Genomic DNA, 16,801 nt, shown 5'->3' on the forward strand with positions numbered 1-16,801 from the left:
AACGTTAAGCACAGCATCCCGCAAGCAGTCGTTTCGCGGGACGCGGCATGGGGGAAATCACACCTGACGCCTTCGGGTCGTCGGTGCAGCCGGTCGTCAAGGGGAGCCGCGACGAGGTCGCCGCGCCACCGTGCCGCCAGCCGCACGGCACGGTGGCACGGCATTCCGGGAGGCAGGCATGGGCTTGTCGCTGAAAGCATCCGTCCCCTTCACCCTTCCCGCGCTGCCCGTCGGGGCCGTCCGCGCCTCGGTCCTGGAGCTGGCGATCCTGGCCGGACACCTGCTCGTCTACCCCACCGGCCTGCTGCCCGAGCGGTCCGCCCGGGAGGGTGCGGGAGGCACGGAGGAGCCGGGGGCCACCCGCACGGTCCGCCCGCCGGTGATCCTGTTGCACGGCTTCACCGACAACCGCTCCGTGTTCGTCCTGCTCCGCAGGGCGCTCGGCGGGCCGGCGCTCCGCCGGGTGGAGTCCTGCGGGTACTCCCCGCTCACCACCGACCTGCGGACGGCCGCCGCCCGGCTCGCCCGGCAGGTGGAGGAGGTCTGCGAGCGCACCGGGCACGCGCGCGTGGACCTGGTCGGACACAGCCTGGGCGGTCTCGTGGCCCGGTACTACGTGCAGCGGATGGGCGGTGACGCCCGGGTCCGCACGGTCGTCACCCTCGGCACCCCGCACCAGGGCACCCGGATCGCCCCGCTGATGGACGCGCACCCGCTGGTCCGGCAGATGCGCCCGGACTCCCCCGTCATCGAGGAGCTGCGACTGCCCGCACCCGGCTGCACGACCCGCTTCGTGAGCTTCTGGAGCGAGTTCGACCAGTTGATGGTGCCTCCGGATACCGCCCGCCTCACGCATCCGGATCTGATCACCGAGGACGTGCCGGTCACGGGTATCGGCCATCTCGCGCTGCCGGTGCATCCGGCGGTGACGGCGGCGGTCCGCCGGGTCCTCGACGGCCCCGGACTCCGGGACGCGGCCGCCGCCGGGAGCTCCACCGCGGCCTGACCTGCCCGGTTCGGCGGGGCCGGCCGACGGGTCGAGGACGACACGCGCGGGGCGCGGACCGTACCGATCGAAGGTCACAGAAGGCCGGATCCCCTCTTCCGCTGCCCGACTTGTATCGAACAATCCTCGAACACAAGGCCAAGGGCCCGTCTAAGGTCGGCCGAAAGGCGGTCGAATGCCCGGTTCCTTCGCCGCGCGAACCTGCGGAAGATTGTCGATGCCCTGAACCGACGGGTACAGTCACGCCACTGCTCTCCTCCGGGGACCCACCACACTCCCCGGCCACCCAGGCCCCCCACCGCCGAGGCGAAAGAGAAGTTGGTGAACGACCGCCCCCCGTCGGGCCCGTACCCGGATTCCGGTTACGACGGCCTCGCCACCACCACTTTCGCCGGTGACGGGTACTACTCCGCGGAGTCCGCCCCGCAGCAGACCCAAGGCCACGGATTCGCCTATGACCCCTACGGCACCTTCGGGGGCCAACAGGGCTTCGGGGCGGAGGCCACCGGCACTTACGACTCCTCCGCGTGGGCCTCGCAGGAGGCCTATCTCTCCGCGATCCCCGCCCAGTCGGCCCCCGAGGACGTCACCGGGCAGTGGGACGCGAACGCCTGGAACGCCGCCGGGCAGCAGACCGGCGCCTTCGGCTACGACACCGGCGGCCAGGACACCGGCCACTGGGCGATGCCCGCCTACGGAGTGGCCACCGAGACCGGGGCGTTCGACGCCACCGCCTGGAACGGCGCGGCCGAGGAACTCCCCCAGCAGTACGCCCCCGCCTACGAGGCCCTGTCCGGCCACGAGGCGTACCCGGCGCCCGCCGCCGAGGACCACGGCACCGCCGGTCACCTCTCCTACCCGGAGCAGTCCCCCGAGGACCCTGGCCACGCGGCCGCCGACCACACCGGATACCCGGCAGCCGCCGAGTACGCCGAGTACGGCACCTCCGCCGGATACGCGGTCGCGGAATACCCCGAGTACACGGAATTCGCGGAGTACGCGCACCACCAGGACCCCGAGGCCCTCGCGGAGACCGAACCGGCCGCCACCACCGCCGTCTTCGAACTCCCCCTCGACGAGGAGTCCGGCGCCGGGCCCGCCCCGCAGCCCACCGGCCCCTCCCGCTCCGCCCGGCGCGCCGCCCCCGCCGCGAACGCCCGCAGCGCCCGCCGCCGCACCCCCGCCAAACGCTCCGCCCTCCTCACCGTGGCTGTCCCCTCCGCCTGCGTCATGGGCGTCGCCGGGGTCGCCGCCGCCTCCGTGGGCGGGCTGACCGGCAACCAACAGCCGGTCGAGGACCAGCCGGTGGCCATGTCCGCGCCCGACCCGGCCTCCGTGAAGCCCGTCGCCGCCAACCGGCAGCTCGACACCCAGCTCGCCGCCCTCAGCGCCGACGCCGGCGACTTCGCCGACCGCGCCAGCCGCACCCAGGAACGGATCGACCTCAAGGTCCGCCAGGAAGCCGAGCGGAAGAAGCGCGCCGAGGAGGCCGCCCGCAAGGAGGCCCTGCGCCCCAAGTTCGCGCTGCCGGTGGCCCAGCACGGCCTCAGCGCGGGCTACGGCCAGTCCGGCGTCAACTGGATGTCCCTGCACACGGGCATCGACTTCCCCGTCTCGTACGGCACCCCGGTCATGGCCGCCACCGACGGCACCGTCCGCACCCAGTGGAACAGCGCCTACGGCAACATGGCCATAGTCACCTCCCCCGACGGCACCGAGACCTGGTACTGCCACCTGAGCAGCACCAAGATCCGCTCCGGTCCGGTCAAGGCCGGCGACGTCATCGCCTACTCCGGGAACTCGGGCAACTCCACCGGCCCGCACCTGCACTTCGAGGTCCGCCCCGGCGGCGGATCGGCCATCGACCCCCTCACCTGGCTCCGCAGCCACGGCCTCAACCCGACCTGAGCCGGTCCCACCCCTGACGCCCGACGGGGCGCGCGCCTCTCGGCACGCGCCCCGTTCGTCGTTCCCGGTCCGGCCCGAACCCACGGGCTGGGAAAGCCGCTAGAGCTTCTGCACCGGCGCGTAGCGCAGCAGCAGCCGCTTCGGCTTGGCGTCGCCGAAGTCGATGGTCGCCTGCGCGTCCCCACCGGCCCCGGTCACCTGCACCACCGTGCCCAGCCCGAACTGGTCGTGCGTGACGCGGTCCCCCACCGCCAGCGAGACCACCGGCTTGTCCGCGGCGCGGCGGGTCGCGAAGCCCGAGGGGCCCGACCGGCCGCGCGAGGAGGACAGGAACGCCTCCGGCGAGGTGCCGAAGGAGGCCCGGCCGCCGGCGCCCGCACCGGAACCGCGCACCGGCCCGGCCGGCTTCTGCACGGCGCCGGTCCGCTTCCACTGGAGGTACTGCGGGGGGATCTCGTCGAGGAACCGCGAGGGCGGGTTGTACGAGGGGGTGCCCCAGGCGCTGCGCATCGAGGAACGGGTCAGGTACAGCCGCTCGCGGGCGCGGGTGATGCCCACGTACGCCAGCCGCCGCTCCTCCTCCAGCTCCTTGGTCTGCCCCAGGGCCCGCATGTGCGGGAAGACCCCGTCCTCCATGCCGGTCAGGAACACCACCGGGAACTCCAGACCCTTCGCGGTGTGGAGCGTCATCAGGGTGATGACCCCGGAGCCGTCCTCGTCCTCGTCGGGGATCTGGTCGGAGTCGGCGACCAGGGCCACCTTCTCCAGGAAGTCGGCGAGGGTGCCGGCACCTTCCTCCTCGCCCCGCTCCTGCTCGAACTCCAGGGCCACGGCGGCCAGTTCCTGAAGGTTCTCGATGCGGGTCTCGTCCTGCGGGTCGGTGGACGCCTGCAGCTCGGCCAGGTAGCCGGTGCGCTCCAGGACGGCCTCCAGGACCACGGCCGGGCCCGCCCCGGACTCCACGATCGTCCGCAGCTCCTCCATCAGCGCGTTGAAGCGCTTGACGGCGTTGGTGGAGCGGGCGGCCATGCCGTACGCCTCGTCCACCCGCTTCAGGGCCTGCGGGAAGGTGATCCGCTCGCGCAGGGCCAGGGCGTCGACCATGGCCTCCGCGCGCTCGCCGATGCCGCGCTTGGGGACGTTGAGGATCCGGCGGAGCGGGACGTTGTCCTCGGGATTGGCGAGGACGCGCAGGTAGGCCAGGATGTCCCGGACCTCCTTGCGCTCGTAGAAGCGGACCCCGCCGACGACCTTGTAGGGCAGGCCGACCCGGATGAAGATCTCCTCGAACACGCGGGACTGGGCGTTGGTCCGGTAGAAGACGGCGACGTCCCCGGCCTTGGCCTCGGAGGCGTCGGTCAGCCGGTCGATCTCGTCGGCGACGAACTGGGCCTCGTCGTGCTCGGTGTCGGCCACGTACCCGGTGATCGTGGCGCCGTTGCCGGCCTCGGTCCACAGGTTCTTCGGGCGGCGGTTCTCGTTCCGCTCGATGACGGCGTTGGCCGCGGACAGGATCGTCTGCGTGGAGCGGTAGTTCTGCTCCAGCAGGATCGTGGTCGCGTCCTTGTAGTCCTCCTCGAACTGGAGGATGTTGCGGATGGTCGCGCCGCGGAAGGCGTAGATCGACTGGTCGGCGTCGCCCACCACGCACAGCTCGGCCGGCGGCAGGTCCTCGTACCCCTGGCCGACCAGCTCGCGCACCAGGGTGTACTGGGCGTGGTTGGTGTCCTGGTACTCGTCCACCAGCACGTGCCGGAAGCGGCGGCGGTAGTGCTCGGCCACGTCCGGGAAGGCCTGGAGGAGGTGGACGGTGGTCATGATGATGTCGTCGAAGTCCAGGGCGTTGGCCTCGCGCAGCCGCGACTGGTACATCGCGTACGCCTGCGCCAGCGTCTTCTCGAAGCCGTCGACGGCCTGGCCCGCGAAGGCGTCCTCGTCGATGAGCTCGTTCTTGAGGTTGGAGACCTTGGCGTTGAAGGACTTCGGGGGGAACTTCTTCGGGTCGAGGTCCAGATCGCGGCAGACCAGTGCCATCAGGCGCTTGGAGTCGGCGGCGTCGTAGATCGAGAAGGAGGAGGTGAAGCCGAGGCGCTTGGACTCGCGGCGCAGGATCCGCACGCAGGCGCTGTGGAAGGTGGAGACCCACATGGCGTTGGCCCGGGGGCCGACCAGGGCCTCCACGCGCTCCTTCATCTCCCCGGCGGCCTTGTTCGTGAAGGTGATCGCGAGGATCTGGCCGGGGTGGACGTTCCGCGCGGCCAGCAGGTGGCCGATCCGGTGGGTCAGCACCCGGGTCTTCCCGGAGCCGGCGCCGGCGACGATGAGCAGCGGGGAACCGGCGTGCACCACGGCCGCGCGCTGCTGTTCGTTGAGGCCGTCCAGCAGGGCCGCCGGGTCGATCACCGGCTTGGGGGCGCCGTCGCGGTAGTAGGAGTCACCGGACATGGGCACGTCGAACTTCCCGCCGAACAGGTCGTCCGCGGGCTCCTCCGGTCCGTGCTCCTCCGGGGGCGGCGGGTGCTCCTCCTCGGAGGGCTTCAGGTCCGCCAGGAAACTGTCGTCAAAGAGGCTGCTCATCGCCCTCCGAGTCTAGAGGGCCGGACGGACACCGCCCCGCCCCCGGCGGAAATCGGCCGACGGGCATATGCGCGGGGCGCTTCCCGGACCCTTCCCAGTGCGCCGGAGCGGCGCTAGCGTGCTCCGCCCAGGCCGATGCCCTCGTCTCCCCACGGACGGAAGGAGGTGCCGGCTGTGACCACCCACCGCAAGCCGCGTGCCGGATCGCGGATGAACGCGCAGGCCCTCGGTGTCACCTCGGCGGCGCTGGCCTCGGCGGGGCTCCTCGCGGCCCCCGGGGCCGTGGCGGCGCCCGGGCCGGAGCGGAGCGCGGAGGCGCTGCGGGCGGAGGTGGACGGGCTGTACCGGCAGGCCGGGGCGGCGACGCAGCGGTACGACGCGGCGCGGGAGCGGGTGGCCGAGCGGCGGGACGCGGTCGCGGAGCTGATGGCCCAGGTGGCGCGGAGCACCGAGAAGCTGAACGGGGCGCGGCGGCTGCTGGGCAGCTACGCCGCGGCCCGGTACCGCGGCGGGGGGCCGGTCGGGGACACCGCGGCGCTGCTGCTCGCGGACGATCCGCAGGGGTACCTGGCGCAGCGGAGGCTGCTGGACCGGCTGGGCGGGGAGCAGCAGGCGGCGCTCGCGGAGTACCGGGACCGGCGGGCGGGGATCGCCCGGCAGCGGCGGGAGGCGGCGGGCGGTCTGGCGGAGCTGAGCGCGGCCGAGCGGGAGCTGGGGCGGCGCAAGGCGGAGGTGCAGGGGAAACTGGCGCGGGCCCGGGGGCTGCTGGCCTCGCTGACGGAGCGGGAACGGGAGCGGCTCGCGGAGGCCGAGCGGGCGGAGCGGGCCCGACGGGAGCCGCCGGGGGCGCCCGAGGGGCCACCGGAGGTGCCGGTGCCGGGGGATTCCCGGGGGGCGCGGGCGGTGGCGTTCGCGCGGGCGCAGCTGGGCAAGCCGTACGTGTGGGGGGCGACCGGTCCGAACGCCTGGGACTGCTCGGGGCTGACCCGGGCGGCTTGGCGGGCGGCGGGGGTGGAGCTGCCTCGCACCACCTGGGAGCAGGTGGAGGCGGGGCCTCGGGTCCGGGTGTCGGAGTTGGTCCCCGGTGACCTGGTGTTCTTCTACGCGGACATCAGTCACGTGGGGATCTACGTGGGCGGTGGCCGCATGATCCACGCGCCGCGGCCGGGGGCGTACGTGCGGGAGGACTCCATCCACTACCAGCCGATGTACGGGCGGGTCCGGCCGCGCGGGTAGGCGGCCGGACGCGGGGCCCCGGCCGGACCGGTCCCGCGCCCCGGTCTTCAGGGACCGGGCCGGGGGCGGCTCGGGTCCACCGGGGGGCGGCTCAGGTCCAGAGGACGGCGATGAACACGTTGAGGAGGGTGAGGCCGCCGACGGCGCCGAACAGGCCCTTCGGCACGCTCTCCTCGTCGCGCTTGACGTAGACGAGGGCGAGGATGACGAAGAGGACGGCGAGCTTGACGCCGACCTTGACGTTGTTCATGGTGCCGCCGTCGATCTGGTGGAAGCCCACCAGGGCCACGCCGGTGACCAGCATGGTCAGCGCGCCGTGGAGCATCGCGGGGGTGAAGCGGGCGGTGCCCGCGCCCATCGCCTTCATCTGCGTGAGGAAACCGCCGAGGAGGGAGGCGATGCCGATGATGTGGAGCCCGACGAAGACATTGATGAGTACGTCCATGCGGGGAGCCTAGCCAGGCGGCCGAATACGGCCTGACACCGGCCCCTTCCGGTCGGTACCGGTCGGTGGACGGCAGGGTGCGGACAGCAGACGGGCAATTTCCGATCATTGCGCCATCCGCCCGTTACCTTCAGGTTTAGCGTCCTCCCCCATGAAGCATCGAAAGCCGAGGCAGCGCCCGCTCGCCGGAGGCCCGGTCAGGGCCGCGGCCACCACGCTCGCCCTCGCGGGCGCTGCCACCGCCACCACGCTCGACGGCCCCGCCGTCGCGAGCCCCCGCCCCACCCCGGCGCAGGTCAAAGCCGAGGTGGACGGCCTCTACGAGCAGGCCGAAGCCGCCGGCGAGCGGTACAACGGAGCCCGGGAGAAGACCCTCGCCGCCGAACGGAAGGTGGGCGCCCTCCGCGACGAGGCGGCCCGGCGGACCGCCCGTCTGAACACCTCCCGCAACGCCCTCGGCTCGATGGCCGCCTCGCAGTACCGCGACGGCGCCCTCGGACCGGCCGTGCGGCTCGCCCTCGCCTCGGACCCGCAGGACTACCTGGACCGGGCCGCCCGCTTGGAGCGGGCCGGGGACCGCAGCAGCGCCGAGATCGACACGGTGCGACGGCAGGTCGAGGAGGTCCGCACGCTCCGCGGCCGGGCCGCCGACGCCCTGACCGAGCTCCGTACCCAGCAGGCCGCCCTCGCCCGCCACAAGAAGACCGTCGAGGCCAAGCTCGCCACGGCCCGACGGCTCCTGGCCCGGCTCACCGCCGAGGAGCGGGCCCGCTACGAGGCCCTGCGGAGCGCCCCGACCGAGGGCGCGAACGACGGTGCCACCGCCCGCCCCGCCCCGCGGCCCGGCGGCCCGACGGCCGCACCCGGCAAGGGGACGGCCGCGCCCAAGCAACGGGTCAAGCCCGCGCCGGTGAGCTCGCGCGCCGCGCAGGCCGTGGCCTTCGCCCACTCCGCCATCGGCAAGCCGTACGTGTGGGGGGCCACCGGGCCCCGCGCCTTCGACTGCTCGGGGCTGACCCAGGCCGCCTGGCGCTCCGCCGGGGTGTCCCTGCCCCGGACCACCTACACCCAGATCAACGCGGGGCGGCGGGTCTCCCGCTCCGAGCTGGCCCCCGGCGACCTGATCTTCTTCTACTCCGGGGTCAGCCACGTGGGCCTCTACATCGGGGGCGGAAAGATGATCCACGCCCCGCGCACGGGCTCCACCGTGCGCATCGCCCCCATCACCGACATGCCCTGGGCCGGGGCCACCCGCCCCGCCTGACGCGCGCCGGGCCACGGGCGCCCCGGGTGGGGCCGGGGCTCAGACGAGGCGGCGGGCCGTGGCCCAGCGGGTCAGCTCGTGCCGGTTGGACAGCTGGAGCTTGCGCAGCACCGCGGAGACGTGCGACTCCACCGTCTTCACCGAGATGAACAGCTGCTTCCCGATCTCCTTGTACGCGTACCCCCGCGCGATCAGCCGCAGCACCTCGCGCTCGCGCTGGGTCAGCCGGTCCAGGTCCTCGTCCACCGGGGGCGCGTCCGTGGAGGCGAAGGCGTCCAGCACGAACCCGGCGAGCCGGGGGGAGAACACGGCGTCGCCCTCCTGCACCCGGAACACCGAGTCCACCAGGTCGGAGCCGGTGATCGTCTTCGTGACGTAGCCACGGGCCCCGCCGCGGATGACCCCGATGACGTCCTCCGCGGCGTCCGAGACGGACAGGGCGAGGAAGCGCACCGGGTGCTCGGCGGCCGTCATCAGGGAGGCGCACCGCCGCAGCACCTCCACCCCGCCGCCGCCGGGCAGGTGCACGTCGAGCAGGACCACCTCGGGGCGGGTGGCCGTGATCACCGTGACGGCCTGGTCCACGTCGGCGGCCTCCCCGACGACCTCCACGCCCGTGCGGTCGGTCTCGCCGATCTCCGCCTGCACCCCGGCGCGGAACATCCGGTGGTCGTCGACGAGCACCACCCGGACCCGCCGGTCCCCGGACAGCTGAGCCTTCTCCTCGGTCATGCGGTACTCGCCCTCTCCATCTCCAGCTCGACCTCCGTGCCGCCGTCGGGCACGGAACGCAGACGGGCCGTCCCGCCGTTGCGCTGCATCCTGCCGATGATCGATTCTCGTACGCCCATCCGGTCCTGCGGCACCGCGTCCAGGTCGAAGCCCGGCCCGCGGTCCCGCACGGACACGAACACCGTCGGGCCCTCCACCTCGGCGTACACCTGCACCGGGCCGCCCTCGCCACCGTACTTGGCGGCGTTGACCATCGCTTCGCGCGCGGCCTGGACCTGGGCGGCGAGCTTCTCGTCGAGGGGGCAGTCCCCCACGACCACCACCTCGATGGGGACCCCGTGGTGGTCCTCCACCTCGGCGGCCGTCTTCTTCACGGTCTCCGCGAGGGTGTCGGGCTCCTCGGACTCCTCCTTGCCGGTGCCCTCCGGGCGGTAGAGCCAGTTCCGCAGCTCCCGCTCCTGGGCCCGGGCCAGCCGCCGGACCTCCCCGGCGTCCTCGGCGTTGCGCTGGATCAGGGTCAGCGTGTGCAGGACCGAATCGTGCACGTGCGCCGCGACCTCCGCCCGCTCCTGGGCCCGGATGCGCATCAGCCGCTCTTCCGAGAGGTCCTGCGTCATCCGTATCAGCCAGGGCCCGGCGAGCAGGGCGATGCCGACGAGCACCGCCATGGCCGCGGTGAGGACGTTGCCCAACTGGGCCGCGGAGCCCCGCACCACGATGAACACGGTGAGCCCCACCCCCACCAGGGCCACCCCGGCCAGCGCCCGGGCCACCTGGAGCAGGGTGCCGTGCCGGCGCGAGACGCTGGTCCAGTGCGCCCGCCGGGCGTTGTCCGCCTGCCGCCAGACCAGCACCACGCCGGCCCCGACCAGCAGGGTGGGCCACACGTACCGGCCCGAGGCCCCGCCGAGCTGGACCCGGGAGATGAAGATGCCCGTGCCCACGAAGAGGGCGACCAGGGCGAGGACCTGCTGCCGGTCGGGCTTGCGGAGCCGACGGCTGCCGTCCGACAGGGTCTCGAAGAAGGAGCGGTCGGCCGCGCGGCCGCCCACACCGAGCGGCACGAAGACCCAGAAGGCCGCGTACAGCAGCACGCCGAGCCCCTCGCCGAACATGAAGGTGCCCAGGAAGGCGAGCCGGACCCAGACCACCGGCAGCCCGAGGTGACCGGCGAGACCGCGGGCCACGCCGCCGAGCATCCGCCCGTCGGCGCTGCGGTAGAGCCGGCGCGCGGGCGGCTCCTCCCCCTCGGGGGCCGGGCCTCCGGGGGCGGTGCGGGATCGGGGTGCGGTGACGGGCATGGAACCGATGGTCACACGGCCGGCCGGGCGGGCACATCAGGGCATCCCCCCAGTTGTCCGGGGGCGGATATCAGGGTCGGGCCAGGGTCGGGCCTGATACCGGAGGGCGGTGCGGCCGGGAAGGATGGGGCCATGACCGAACGTGACCCGTCGGCGGCGACCGCCGCCCCCGGCCAGGCGACCGGGCAGGAAACAGGCCGGGAAGCCGCCCCCTCCGCCGAACCGCCACCGCTGCGCCGCAGCCGGCGCGGCCATGCCCTGGCGGGGGTCTGCGGCGGGCTCGGGCGCCGCTTCGACGTGGACCCGGTGATCTTCCGGATCGTGCTGGGGGTGCTCGCGGTCACCGGCGGCGTCGGGCTGCTCTTCTACGGCTTCGCCTGGCTCCTGGTCCCGCTGGAGGGCGAGGAGGAGAACGAGGCCAAGCGGCTCCTGACCGGCCGGATAGAGGGTTCGACCCTCGCGGCGGTCCTGACCTCGCTGGTGGGCTGCGCGCTCTTCCTGTCGATGCTGGACAACGGCGCGATGGCGGCCTTCTCCGTGCTGGTCATGGTGGGCCTGGGGGCGGCGGCCCGCTGGTCGCGGCGGCGCCGGGCGGCCGCGGAGACGGCGGACGAGCCGGCGCACCCGCGGCCGGAGGCCCCTCCCGAGACCAAGGCGCCCCCCACCCCGGTGGTCATGTCCTGGTGGAAGGACCCCCTCCTGAAGGACGCCGAGGGCCGCCCGGTCAGCGTGGGCTACCTCTGGGGTCCGGACAGCTCGGTGCCCGCCGGGCACCGCGGCTTCGGAGAGCCGGATCCGGACGGCGCCCTGGCCGGACGGACCTGGCCCGAGGGCCCCGAGGAGGCCGGCAAGGCGGCGGTCCGACCGCGGGGCGGCGGGATCGGCGGACGGATCTTCCTGCTGGCGGTGCTCGCCGCCGTGGCCGGGACCGCGGCGAGCTGGCACGGCCATCCGCTGGGCCAGGCCCTCCAGACCGGCTTCGCCGCGGCCCTCGCCGTGTTCGGGCTCGGCCTGGCCGTCAGCTCCGTCCGGGGGCGCACCGGCTTCGGCACCCTGCTGCTGTCGGTGCTCACGGCCGGGCTGCTCCTGGGCGCCACCGTGATGCCCCGGGAGATCGGCACGGACTGGATGCGGACCACCTGGCGCCCGACCGCCGTCTCCGCGGTGCAGCCCTCGTACACCGCGGGCACGGGCCTGGCCACGCTGGACCTCAGCCGGCTCGATCTGCCGAAGGGGCGCTCCCTGGCGGTGTCGGCGGAGATCCGGGCGGGCCGGCTCAAGGTCGTCCTGCCCCGGGAGGTCACCGCCCGGGCCGAGATCACGCTCGGCGTGGGCGACGTCCAGCTGCCGGGTGAACGGCAGGACCACGTCCGGGTCCAGCGGGACCGTACGCGGACGGCGGTGCTGCCGCCCGAGCCGGGCACCGAGCCCGGCGGAACGATCGAACTGCGGCTGGAGGCCGCGGTGGGACAGGTGGAGGTGGCCCGTGCGGCGTCATGAGTTCCAGCCGGGGCGGCTGCTGGCGGGGCTGGTCCTGCTGACCGCCGGGGTGCTGTACCTGGTGGACGCGACCGGCGGGATGGACCTGCCCTGGTTCGTGATCATCCCGATGACCATGGGCGGGCTGTCCCTGGCCGCCCTGGTCGGGCTGACCACCTACGCGGTCCGGCGGGACCGCCGGGAATGACGCCACGCGTCCAGTGACAGGTAGGGGGCCCCGGCCAGCACCAGCGGCAGCCAGGCCATCAGGTAGACCAGGTCGTTGCCGTAGTAGTACGGCGTGGTCTGCCAGCTGATGGTGAGCCACAGGCTCAGGGAGATCAGGGCGCCGCCCGCGGCGGCCCACCGGGCGAAGAGCCCCGCCAGGGTTCCGAGCCCGACCAGCAGCTCCCCCACGGCCAGCAGCACCGCGAAGCCCACCGGGGCCTTCAGGGCCAGGTCCACCAGGGCGGGCACGGCCGAGCTGTCACGGACCCCGCGCATCAGATCGCCGATGGAGCCGTCCCCGGCGGCCTTCAGGAAGGCGGAGTCGGTCAGCTTGTCCAGTCCCGCGTAGACGAAGGTGACACCGAGGAAGATCCGCAGCGGGACCAGGGGGTGCCGGGCGGCCGCGGCGAGCAGGGCGCGGAGCCGGTCGCGCGGCGCGGGGGCGGGAGCGGGGGCGGTGGGGATCTCGGAACCGGTCACATGGTCATCATGACCCCGGTCACTCCGCCACGTCGATGGTGCACCGGTTGGATTCCACTCCGGCCGCGGTGATCACCTGCACCTCGATCCGGCCGGGCTCCACGTCCGCCGGTACCGGCACGGTCAGCACCAGGTCGGAGGGGTTGCGGAAGCCGCCCGCCACGGGCACCAGCGGCACGTGCACGTGGACGGAGCCGATCCGGACCACCAGCCGGGCCAGCATCTCGGGGGTCTGCGCCCCCGGCGGCACGAAGCCGACGCCCCGGATCTCGATGTCGTCGCCGGTGCGGATGGAGGCGTCCAGGTCCCCGGGCTCCCGGATCCGGACCACGGACAGCACCACGGGTCGGCTGCCCTCGGCGTACTTCCCCGCCAGGTACACGGCCGCCGACAGGCCGGTCAGCAGGGTCAGGGCCCAGGGGAGCTGCGGCAGCCGGTCCGGGAACCGGGCCAGGGTCACGGCCACGAAGGACAGGGTGACCGTGGACATGAGCACGTACTGGGCGTCGGGGAAGCTGCCCCGCCCGGCGTCGTCGGTGAGCAGGTCCGCGCCACGGGGCCGGTCCGCCGGGAGCTTCTGGAGCCGCTGACCGAGGATGCGGACCGAGACCACCCGGCGCACGAGCACGGCCACCGCGGAGGTGAGGGCGAGCACGATCAGCAGGGGCAGGGCCCGGCCGAGCTCCAGACCCTGGTGGAGGGCGGCCCGCTCCGGGCCGGGGGCGGTGGCGGCCAGCCGGAGCGTGGGCAGCAGCACCGCGAAGGCGGTGAGGAGCAGCCAGGCGCAGGGCACGGTGCGGGAGGTGGAGAGACGGTTGTCCTCGCCGACGAGCGGGGCGAGGAGGCCGCCGCGCAGGGACTGCCCGCGGGCGGCGAGGGTGAGCAGGGCGGCGAGGACCACCGCGGCGAGCAGTCCGGTGGTGCGGGCGGTGCTCCAGCCGGTGCCGAGGGCGGTGGCCACCTGCACCACCAGCAGGATCCCGGCGGCGATCCACACGGCGAGCACGGCCCGCCGGGACAGCAGGTACAGCCAGGAGTGCCCGGCCTCGCGCCCCCGCTCGGCCGCGGTGACGGCGGACTGGGTGAGTTCGTCGGAGACCCACTGGCGGGAGGCTCCGGCGGAGCGGGCGACGGCGGCGGGCAGGCCCTGGCCCGCGGCGAACTCGTCGCGGAGCTCCAGGAAGGCGGCGACGGCTCGTCGGTGCCCTTCGCGGGCCCCGTGCGGGCAGGCCTCGCAGGTACAGCCGCCGCCGTGGGTACTTCGGCGCATCTCTTGGACAGCCACGAACGTGCCGCCTCTCTAACTACCGTGCAGTGCCTGCGAATTGTGCACCACTGCGGCAGTGTTCCGGATTGCGGCCGATGTCAGAGCGGGTGAATCCCCGGTCACGGAGTTGACGCCACGCGCTGCCTGAGGGGCTGGTAGCTGATCCACGCGACGAGGTCGGAGCCCAGCTGTTCCCGGGTGGCGAGGGCGCTGCGACGGTCGATGAGCACGGGTTTCCCGGCGGCCCGCGCGGTCAGTTGGATGCGGCAGGCCCGGTCCAGGGAGAGGAACCACCAGGCGGCCGCGTCCACGGAGCCGCCGACGGTCAGCAGCCCGTGGTTGCGGAGGATCAGCGCCTTGCGGGGCCCGAGGGCCGCCGCGATCAGCCGGCCCTCGGCCTCGTCCACGGCCACCCCGGTGTAGCGGTCGAGGAGTCCGTGGTCCTCGTAGAAGGCGCAGGACTCCTGGCTGATGGGGTCGAGGAGGTCACCGAGGGCGGCCAGGGCCGTGCCGTGCACGGAGTGGGCGTGGGCCACGGCGACCACCTCGGGCCGGGCCCGGTGCACGGCCGCGTGCACGGTGAAGGCGGCCTGGTTGACGTGGCGGTCGCCCCGCAGCACCCGGCCCGCGCCGTCGACGAGCAGCAGGTCCTCGGGGGTGGTGCGGGCGAAGGACAGGCCGAAGGGGTTGACCCAGTAGCAGTCCTCGAACTCCGGGTCGCGGGCGGTGAGGTGGCCCGACACGCCCTCCTCGAAGCCGAGGGTGCCGAACAGGCGCAGCGCCTCGGCCAGCCGCTCCTTGCGGTGGGCGCGCTCCTCCTCCGGGGTGCCGAACCGGGGCGGCATCGCGAAGCGCAGCTCCTCGGCGGGCACGGGCGGGGGCTGCTCGGGCATCGCGCGCTCCTTCGTCGGCTCGGGCCCCGCAACGTACCGGCGCCCGCCCCAGGTGACCAGAGTCGCGCGGAACCCCGGGAACGGCGGGAGCCGCCGTCCCGCGAGGGGACGGCGGCTCCGCGGCGGACGGGCGGGATCGCTCCCGCGCCGTCCTACTCCCACTCGATGGTGCCCGGGGGCTTGCTGGTGCAGTCGAGGACGACGCGGTTGACGTCGGGGACCTCGTTGGTGATGCGGGTGGAGATGCGGGCCAGCACCTCGTACGGCATGCGGGTCCAGTCGGCCGTCATGGCGTCCTCGGAGGAGACCGGGCGCAGCACGATGGGGTGGCCGTAGGTGCGGCCGTCGCCCTGGACGCCGACGCTGCGGACGTCGGCGAGGAGGACCACCGGGCACTGCCAGATCTCGCGGTCGAGACCGGCGGCGGTCAGCTCGTGGCGGGCGATGGCGTCGGCCTCGCGGAGCAGGTCCAGCCGCTCCTTGGTGACCTCGCCGACGATGCGGATGCCGAGGCCGGGGCCGGGGAACGGCTGGCGCTGGACGATCTCCTCGGGGAGGCCGAGCTCCTGGCCCACCATGCGGACCTCGTCCTTGAACAGCTGGCGCAGCGGCTCGACGAGCCGGAACTCCAGGTCCTCGGGGAGGCCGCCGACGTTGTGGTGCGACTTGATGTTCGCGGTGCCGGTGCCGCCGCCGGACTCGACGATGTCCGGGTACAGGGTGCCCTGGACCAGGAACTCCACGGGCTGGTCGCCGGGGGCCTCGGCCACGATCTCGGCCTGGGCCTGCTCGAACACGCGGATGAACTCGCGGCCGATGATCTTCCGCTTCTCCTCGGGGTCGGAGACCCCGGCGAGGGCGGTCAGGAAGCGCTCCTGGGCGTCGACCACCTTCAGCTTGACGCCGGTGGCGGCCACGAAGTCCTTCTCGACCTGCTCGGTCTCGCCCTTGCGCATCAGACCGTGGTCCACGTACACGCAGGTGAGCTGGGAGCCGATGGCCTTCTGGACCAGGGCCGCGGCGACCGCGGAGTCCACGCCGCCGGAGAGGCCGCAGATGGCGCGCTTGGTGCCGACCTGGGCGCGGATGGCCGCGACCTGCTCCTCGATGACGTTGCCGGTGGTCCAGCTGGGCTCGATGCCGGCGCCGCGGTAGAGGAAGTGCTCCAGGACCTGCTGGCCGTGGGTGGAGTGCATCACCTCGGGGTGGTACTGCACGCCGTAGAGCTTCTTCTCGTCGTTCTCGAAGGCCGCGACCGGGACCACGTCGGTGGAGGCGGTGACGGAGAAGCCCTCGGGGGCGGCGGAGCAGGCGTCGCCGTGGGACATCCACACCGGCTGGTGCTCGGGGGTGCCCTCGAAGAGGGTGGAGCCGGTCTTGGTGACCGTCAGCGGGGTGCGGCCGTACTCGCGGGCGCCGGTGTTGTCGACGGTGCCGCCGAGGATCTTGGCCATCAGCTGGAAGCCGTAGCACATGCCGAAGACGGGGATCCCGGCCTCGAACAGCGCGGCGTCGAGCTGCGGGGCGCCCTCCTCGTACACGGAGGACGGGCCGCCGGAGAGGATGATCGCCTTGGGGTTCTTCGCGAGCATCTCCGCCACGGGCATCGTGCTGGGCACGATCTCGCTGTAGACGCGGGCCTCGCGGACGCGGCGGGCGATGAGCTGGGCGTACTGGGCGCCGAAGTCGACAACGAGGACCGTGTCGGGGGCGGTCTCTGGGGCAGCAGCGGACGGTGCTTGTGACACGGGGCGGCCTTCCGGCGGACGAGTGGCTTGTTTTGTCGATTCTAACGGGGCCCGTACACCCGGATTCGTCTCACCATCCGAACCCGGTTGGCTCCGGGCGGGGCGGAGGGACATAATCCGTACCGTGCGCGAGCAGCTGAGCTTCCGCCGGGCCCGCGAGGCCGCCCGCGCCGAGGCCGCCGGGGAACGCGCCCGGCAGCCGCACCGCGACCGCTTCACCAAGGCCGCGTAGCCGGC

Annotated in this window: 14 protein-coding genes; 6 read left to right on the forward strand and 8 right to left on the reverse strand. The window is 73.6% G+C overall.

The genetic code is table 11. The features are described 5' to 3' along the window. Positions 1–178: 178 nt before the first annotated feature. Complete coding sequence (locus ABTZ17_RS18505; RefSeq protein WP_352196711.1) at positions 179–1,006, forward strand: esterase/lipase family protein; 828 nt, start codon at positions 179–181, stop codon at positions 1,004–1,006. Between the two features lie 321 nt (positions 1,007–1,327). Beyond that, positions 1,328–2,914 (forward strand): M23 family metallopeptidase, encoded by a 1,587-nt coding sequence (locus ABTZ17_RS18510; protein ID WP_352196712.1) that lies wholly within the window; start codon positions 1,328–1,330, stop codon positions 2,912–2,914. Positions 2,915–3,013: 99 nt separating this feature from the next. Here ABTZ17_RS18510 and pcrA read toward each other — a convergent pair whose 3' ends face one another. Continuing rightward, complete coding sequence (gene pcrA, locus ABTZ17_RS18515; RefSeq protein WP_352196713.1) at positions 3,014–5,491, reverse strand: DNA helicase PcrA; 2,478 nt, start codon at positions 5,489–5,491, stop codon at positions 3,014–3,016. Positions 5,492–5,656: 165 nt separating this feature from the next. Between pcrA and ABTZ17_RS18520 the strand changes: the two genes are divergently transcribed. Continuing rightward, positions 5,657–6,727: a C40 family peptidase gene (locus ABTZ17_RS18520; RefSeq protein WP_502994729.1), complete on the forward strand. Its 1,071-nt coding sequence runs from the start codon at positions 5,657–5,659 to the stop codon at positions 6,725–6,727. Between the two features lie 91 nt (positions 6,728–6,818). Here the strand turns inward: ABTZ17_RS18520 and ABTZ17_RS18525 are convergent, their stop codons facing one another. Beyond that, positions 6,819–7,172 (reverse strand): hypothetical protein, encoded by a 354-nt coding sequence (locus ABTZ17_RS18525; protein WP_352196715.1) that lies wholly within the window; start codon positions 7,170–7,172, stop codon positions 6,819–6,821. Between the two features lie 151 nt (positions 7,173–7,323). On the opposite strand from ABTZ17_RS18525, the gene ABTZ17_RS18530 reads away from it, so the two are divergent. Continuing rightward, positions 7,324–8,436 (forward strand): C40 family peptidase, encoded by a 1,113-nt coding sequence (locus ABTZ17_RS18530; RefSeq protein ID WP_352196716.1) that lies wholly within the window; start codon positions 7,324–7,326, stop codon positions 8,434–8,436. A 39-nt stretch (positions 8,437–8,475) separates the two neighbouring features. Here the strand turns inward: ABTZ17_RS18530 and ABTZ17_RS18535 are convergent, their stop codons facing one another. Together ABTZ17_RS18535 and ABTZ17_RS18540 are read right to left on the reverse strand one after the other, a co-directional pair. Continuing rightward, a complete protein-coding gene (locus ABTZ17_RS18535; RefSeq protein ID WP_352196717.1) occupies positions 8,476–9,168 on the reverse strand; it encodes a LuxR C-terminal-related transcriptional regulator in 693 nt (230 codons plus the stop codon). After that, the gene (locus ABTZ17_RS18540; protein ID WP_352196718.1) at positions 9,165–10,469 is read right to left on the reverse strand and encodes an ATP-binding protein; all 1,305 of its coding nucleotides are present in this window, start codon (positions 10,467–10,469) and stop codon (positions 9,165–9,167) included. The genes ABTZ17_RS18535 and ABTZ17_RS18540 overlap by 4 nt, the downstream gene beginning before the upstream one ends. Positions 10,470–10,601: 132 nt before the next feature. Between ABTZ17_RS18540 and ABTZ17_RS18545 the strand changes: the two genes are divergently transcribed. Beyond that, on the forward strand, positions 10,602–11,969 hold the full coding sequence (locus tag ABTZ17_RS18545) for a PspC domain-containing protein (protein ID WP_352196719.1): 1,368 nt from the start codon (positions 10,602–10,604) through the stop codon (positions 11,967–11,969). Beyond that, positions 11,956–12,156: a hypothetical protein gene (locus ABTZ17_RS18550; protein WP_352196720.1), complete on the forward strand. Its 201-nt coding sequence runs from the start codon at positions 11,956–11,958 to the stop codon at positions 12,154–12,156. Before ABTZ17_RS18545 ends, ABTZ17_RS18550 begins: the two co-directional genes overlap by 14 nt. Here the strand turns inward: ABTZ17_RS18550 and ABTZ17_RS18555 are convergent. The 4 genes from ABTZ17_RS18555 to guaA form a co-directional block, all read right to left on the reverse strand. Beyond that, entirely contained in the window at positions 12,126–12,590 is a 465-nt protein-coding gene (locus ABTZ17_RS18555; protein WP_352196724.1) for a DoxX family protein, read from the reverse strand. The two genes, ABTZ17_RS18550 and ABTZ17_RS18555, sit on opposite strands and share 31 nt — an antisense overlap. 85 nt (positions 12,591–12,675) lie before the next feature. Further along, positions 12,676–13,941 (reverse strand): hypothetical protein, encoded by a 1,266-nt coding sequence (locus tag ABTZ17_RS18560; protein WP_352196721.1) that lies wholly within the window; start codon positions 13,939–13,941, stop codon positions 12,676–12,678. Positions 13,942–14,042: 101 nt separating this feature from the next. Further along, positions 14,043–14,816 (reverse strand): class II aldolase/adducin family protein, encoded by a 774-nt coding sequence (locus ABTZ17_RS18565; protein WP_352196722.1) that lies wholly within the window; start codon positions 14,814–14,816, stop codon positions 14,043–14,045. A gap of 152 nt (positions 14,817–14,968) precedes the next feature. Then, entirely contained in the window at positions 14,969–16,564 is a 1,596-nt protein-coding gene (gene guaA / locus ABTZ17_RS18570) for a glutamine-hydrolyzing GMP synthase (protein WP_352196723.1), read from the reverse strand. Positions 16,565–16,801 lie beyond the last annotated feature (237 nt).

Source organism: Streptomyces sp. NPDC097619 (assembly GCF_040302735.1).
Lineage (GTDB): Bacteria > Actinomycetota > Actinomycetes > Streptomycetales > Streptomycetaceae > Streptomyces.

Bases quoted from the DNA above. Each gene is read 5' to 3' on its own strand.
- ABTZ17_RS18505 (WP_352196711.1), top strand. From the start codon at position 179: ATGGGCTTGTCGCTGAAAGCATCCGTCCCCTTCACCCTTCCCGCGCTG.
- pcrA (WP_352196713.1), bottom strand. From the start codon at position 5,491: ATGAGCAGCCTCTTTGACGACAGTTTCCTGGCGGACCTGAAGCCCTCC.
- ABTZ17_RS18525 (WP_352196715.1), bottom strand. From the start codon at position 7,172: ATGGACGTACTCATCAATGTCTTCGTCGGGCTCCACATCATCGGCATC.
- ABTZ17_RS18530 (WP_352196716.1), top strand. From the start codon at position 7,324: ATGAAGCATCGAAAGCCGAGGCAGCGCCCGCTCGCCGGAGGCCCGGTC.
- ABTZ17_RS18535 (WP_352196717.1), bottom strand. From the start codon at position 9,168: ATGACCGAGGAGAAGGCTCAGCTGTCCGGGGACCGGCGGGTCCGGGTG.
- ABTZ17_RS18540 (WP_352196718.1), bottom strand. From the start codon at position 10,469: ATGCCCGTCACCGCACCCCGATCCCGCACCGCCCCCGGAGGCCCGGCC.
- ABTZ17_RS18545 (WP_352196719.1), top strand. From the start codon at position 10,602: ATGACCGAACGTGACCCGTCGGCGGCGACCGCCGCCCCCGGCCAGGCG.
- ABTZ17_RS18565 (WP_352196722.1), bottom strand. From the start codon at position 14,816: ATGCCCGAGCAGCCCCCGCCCGTGCCCGCCGAGGAGCTGCGCTTCGCG.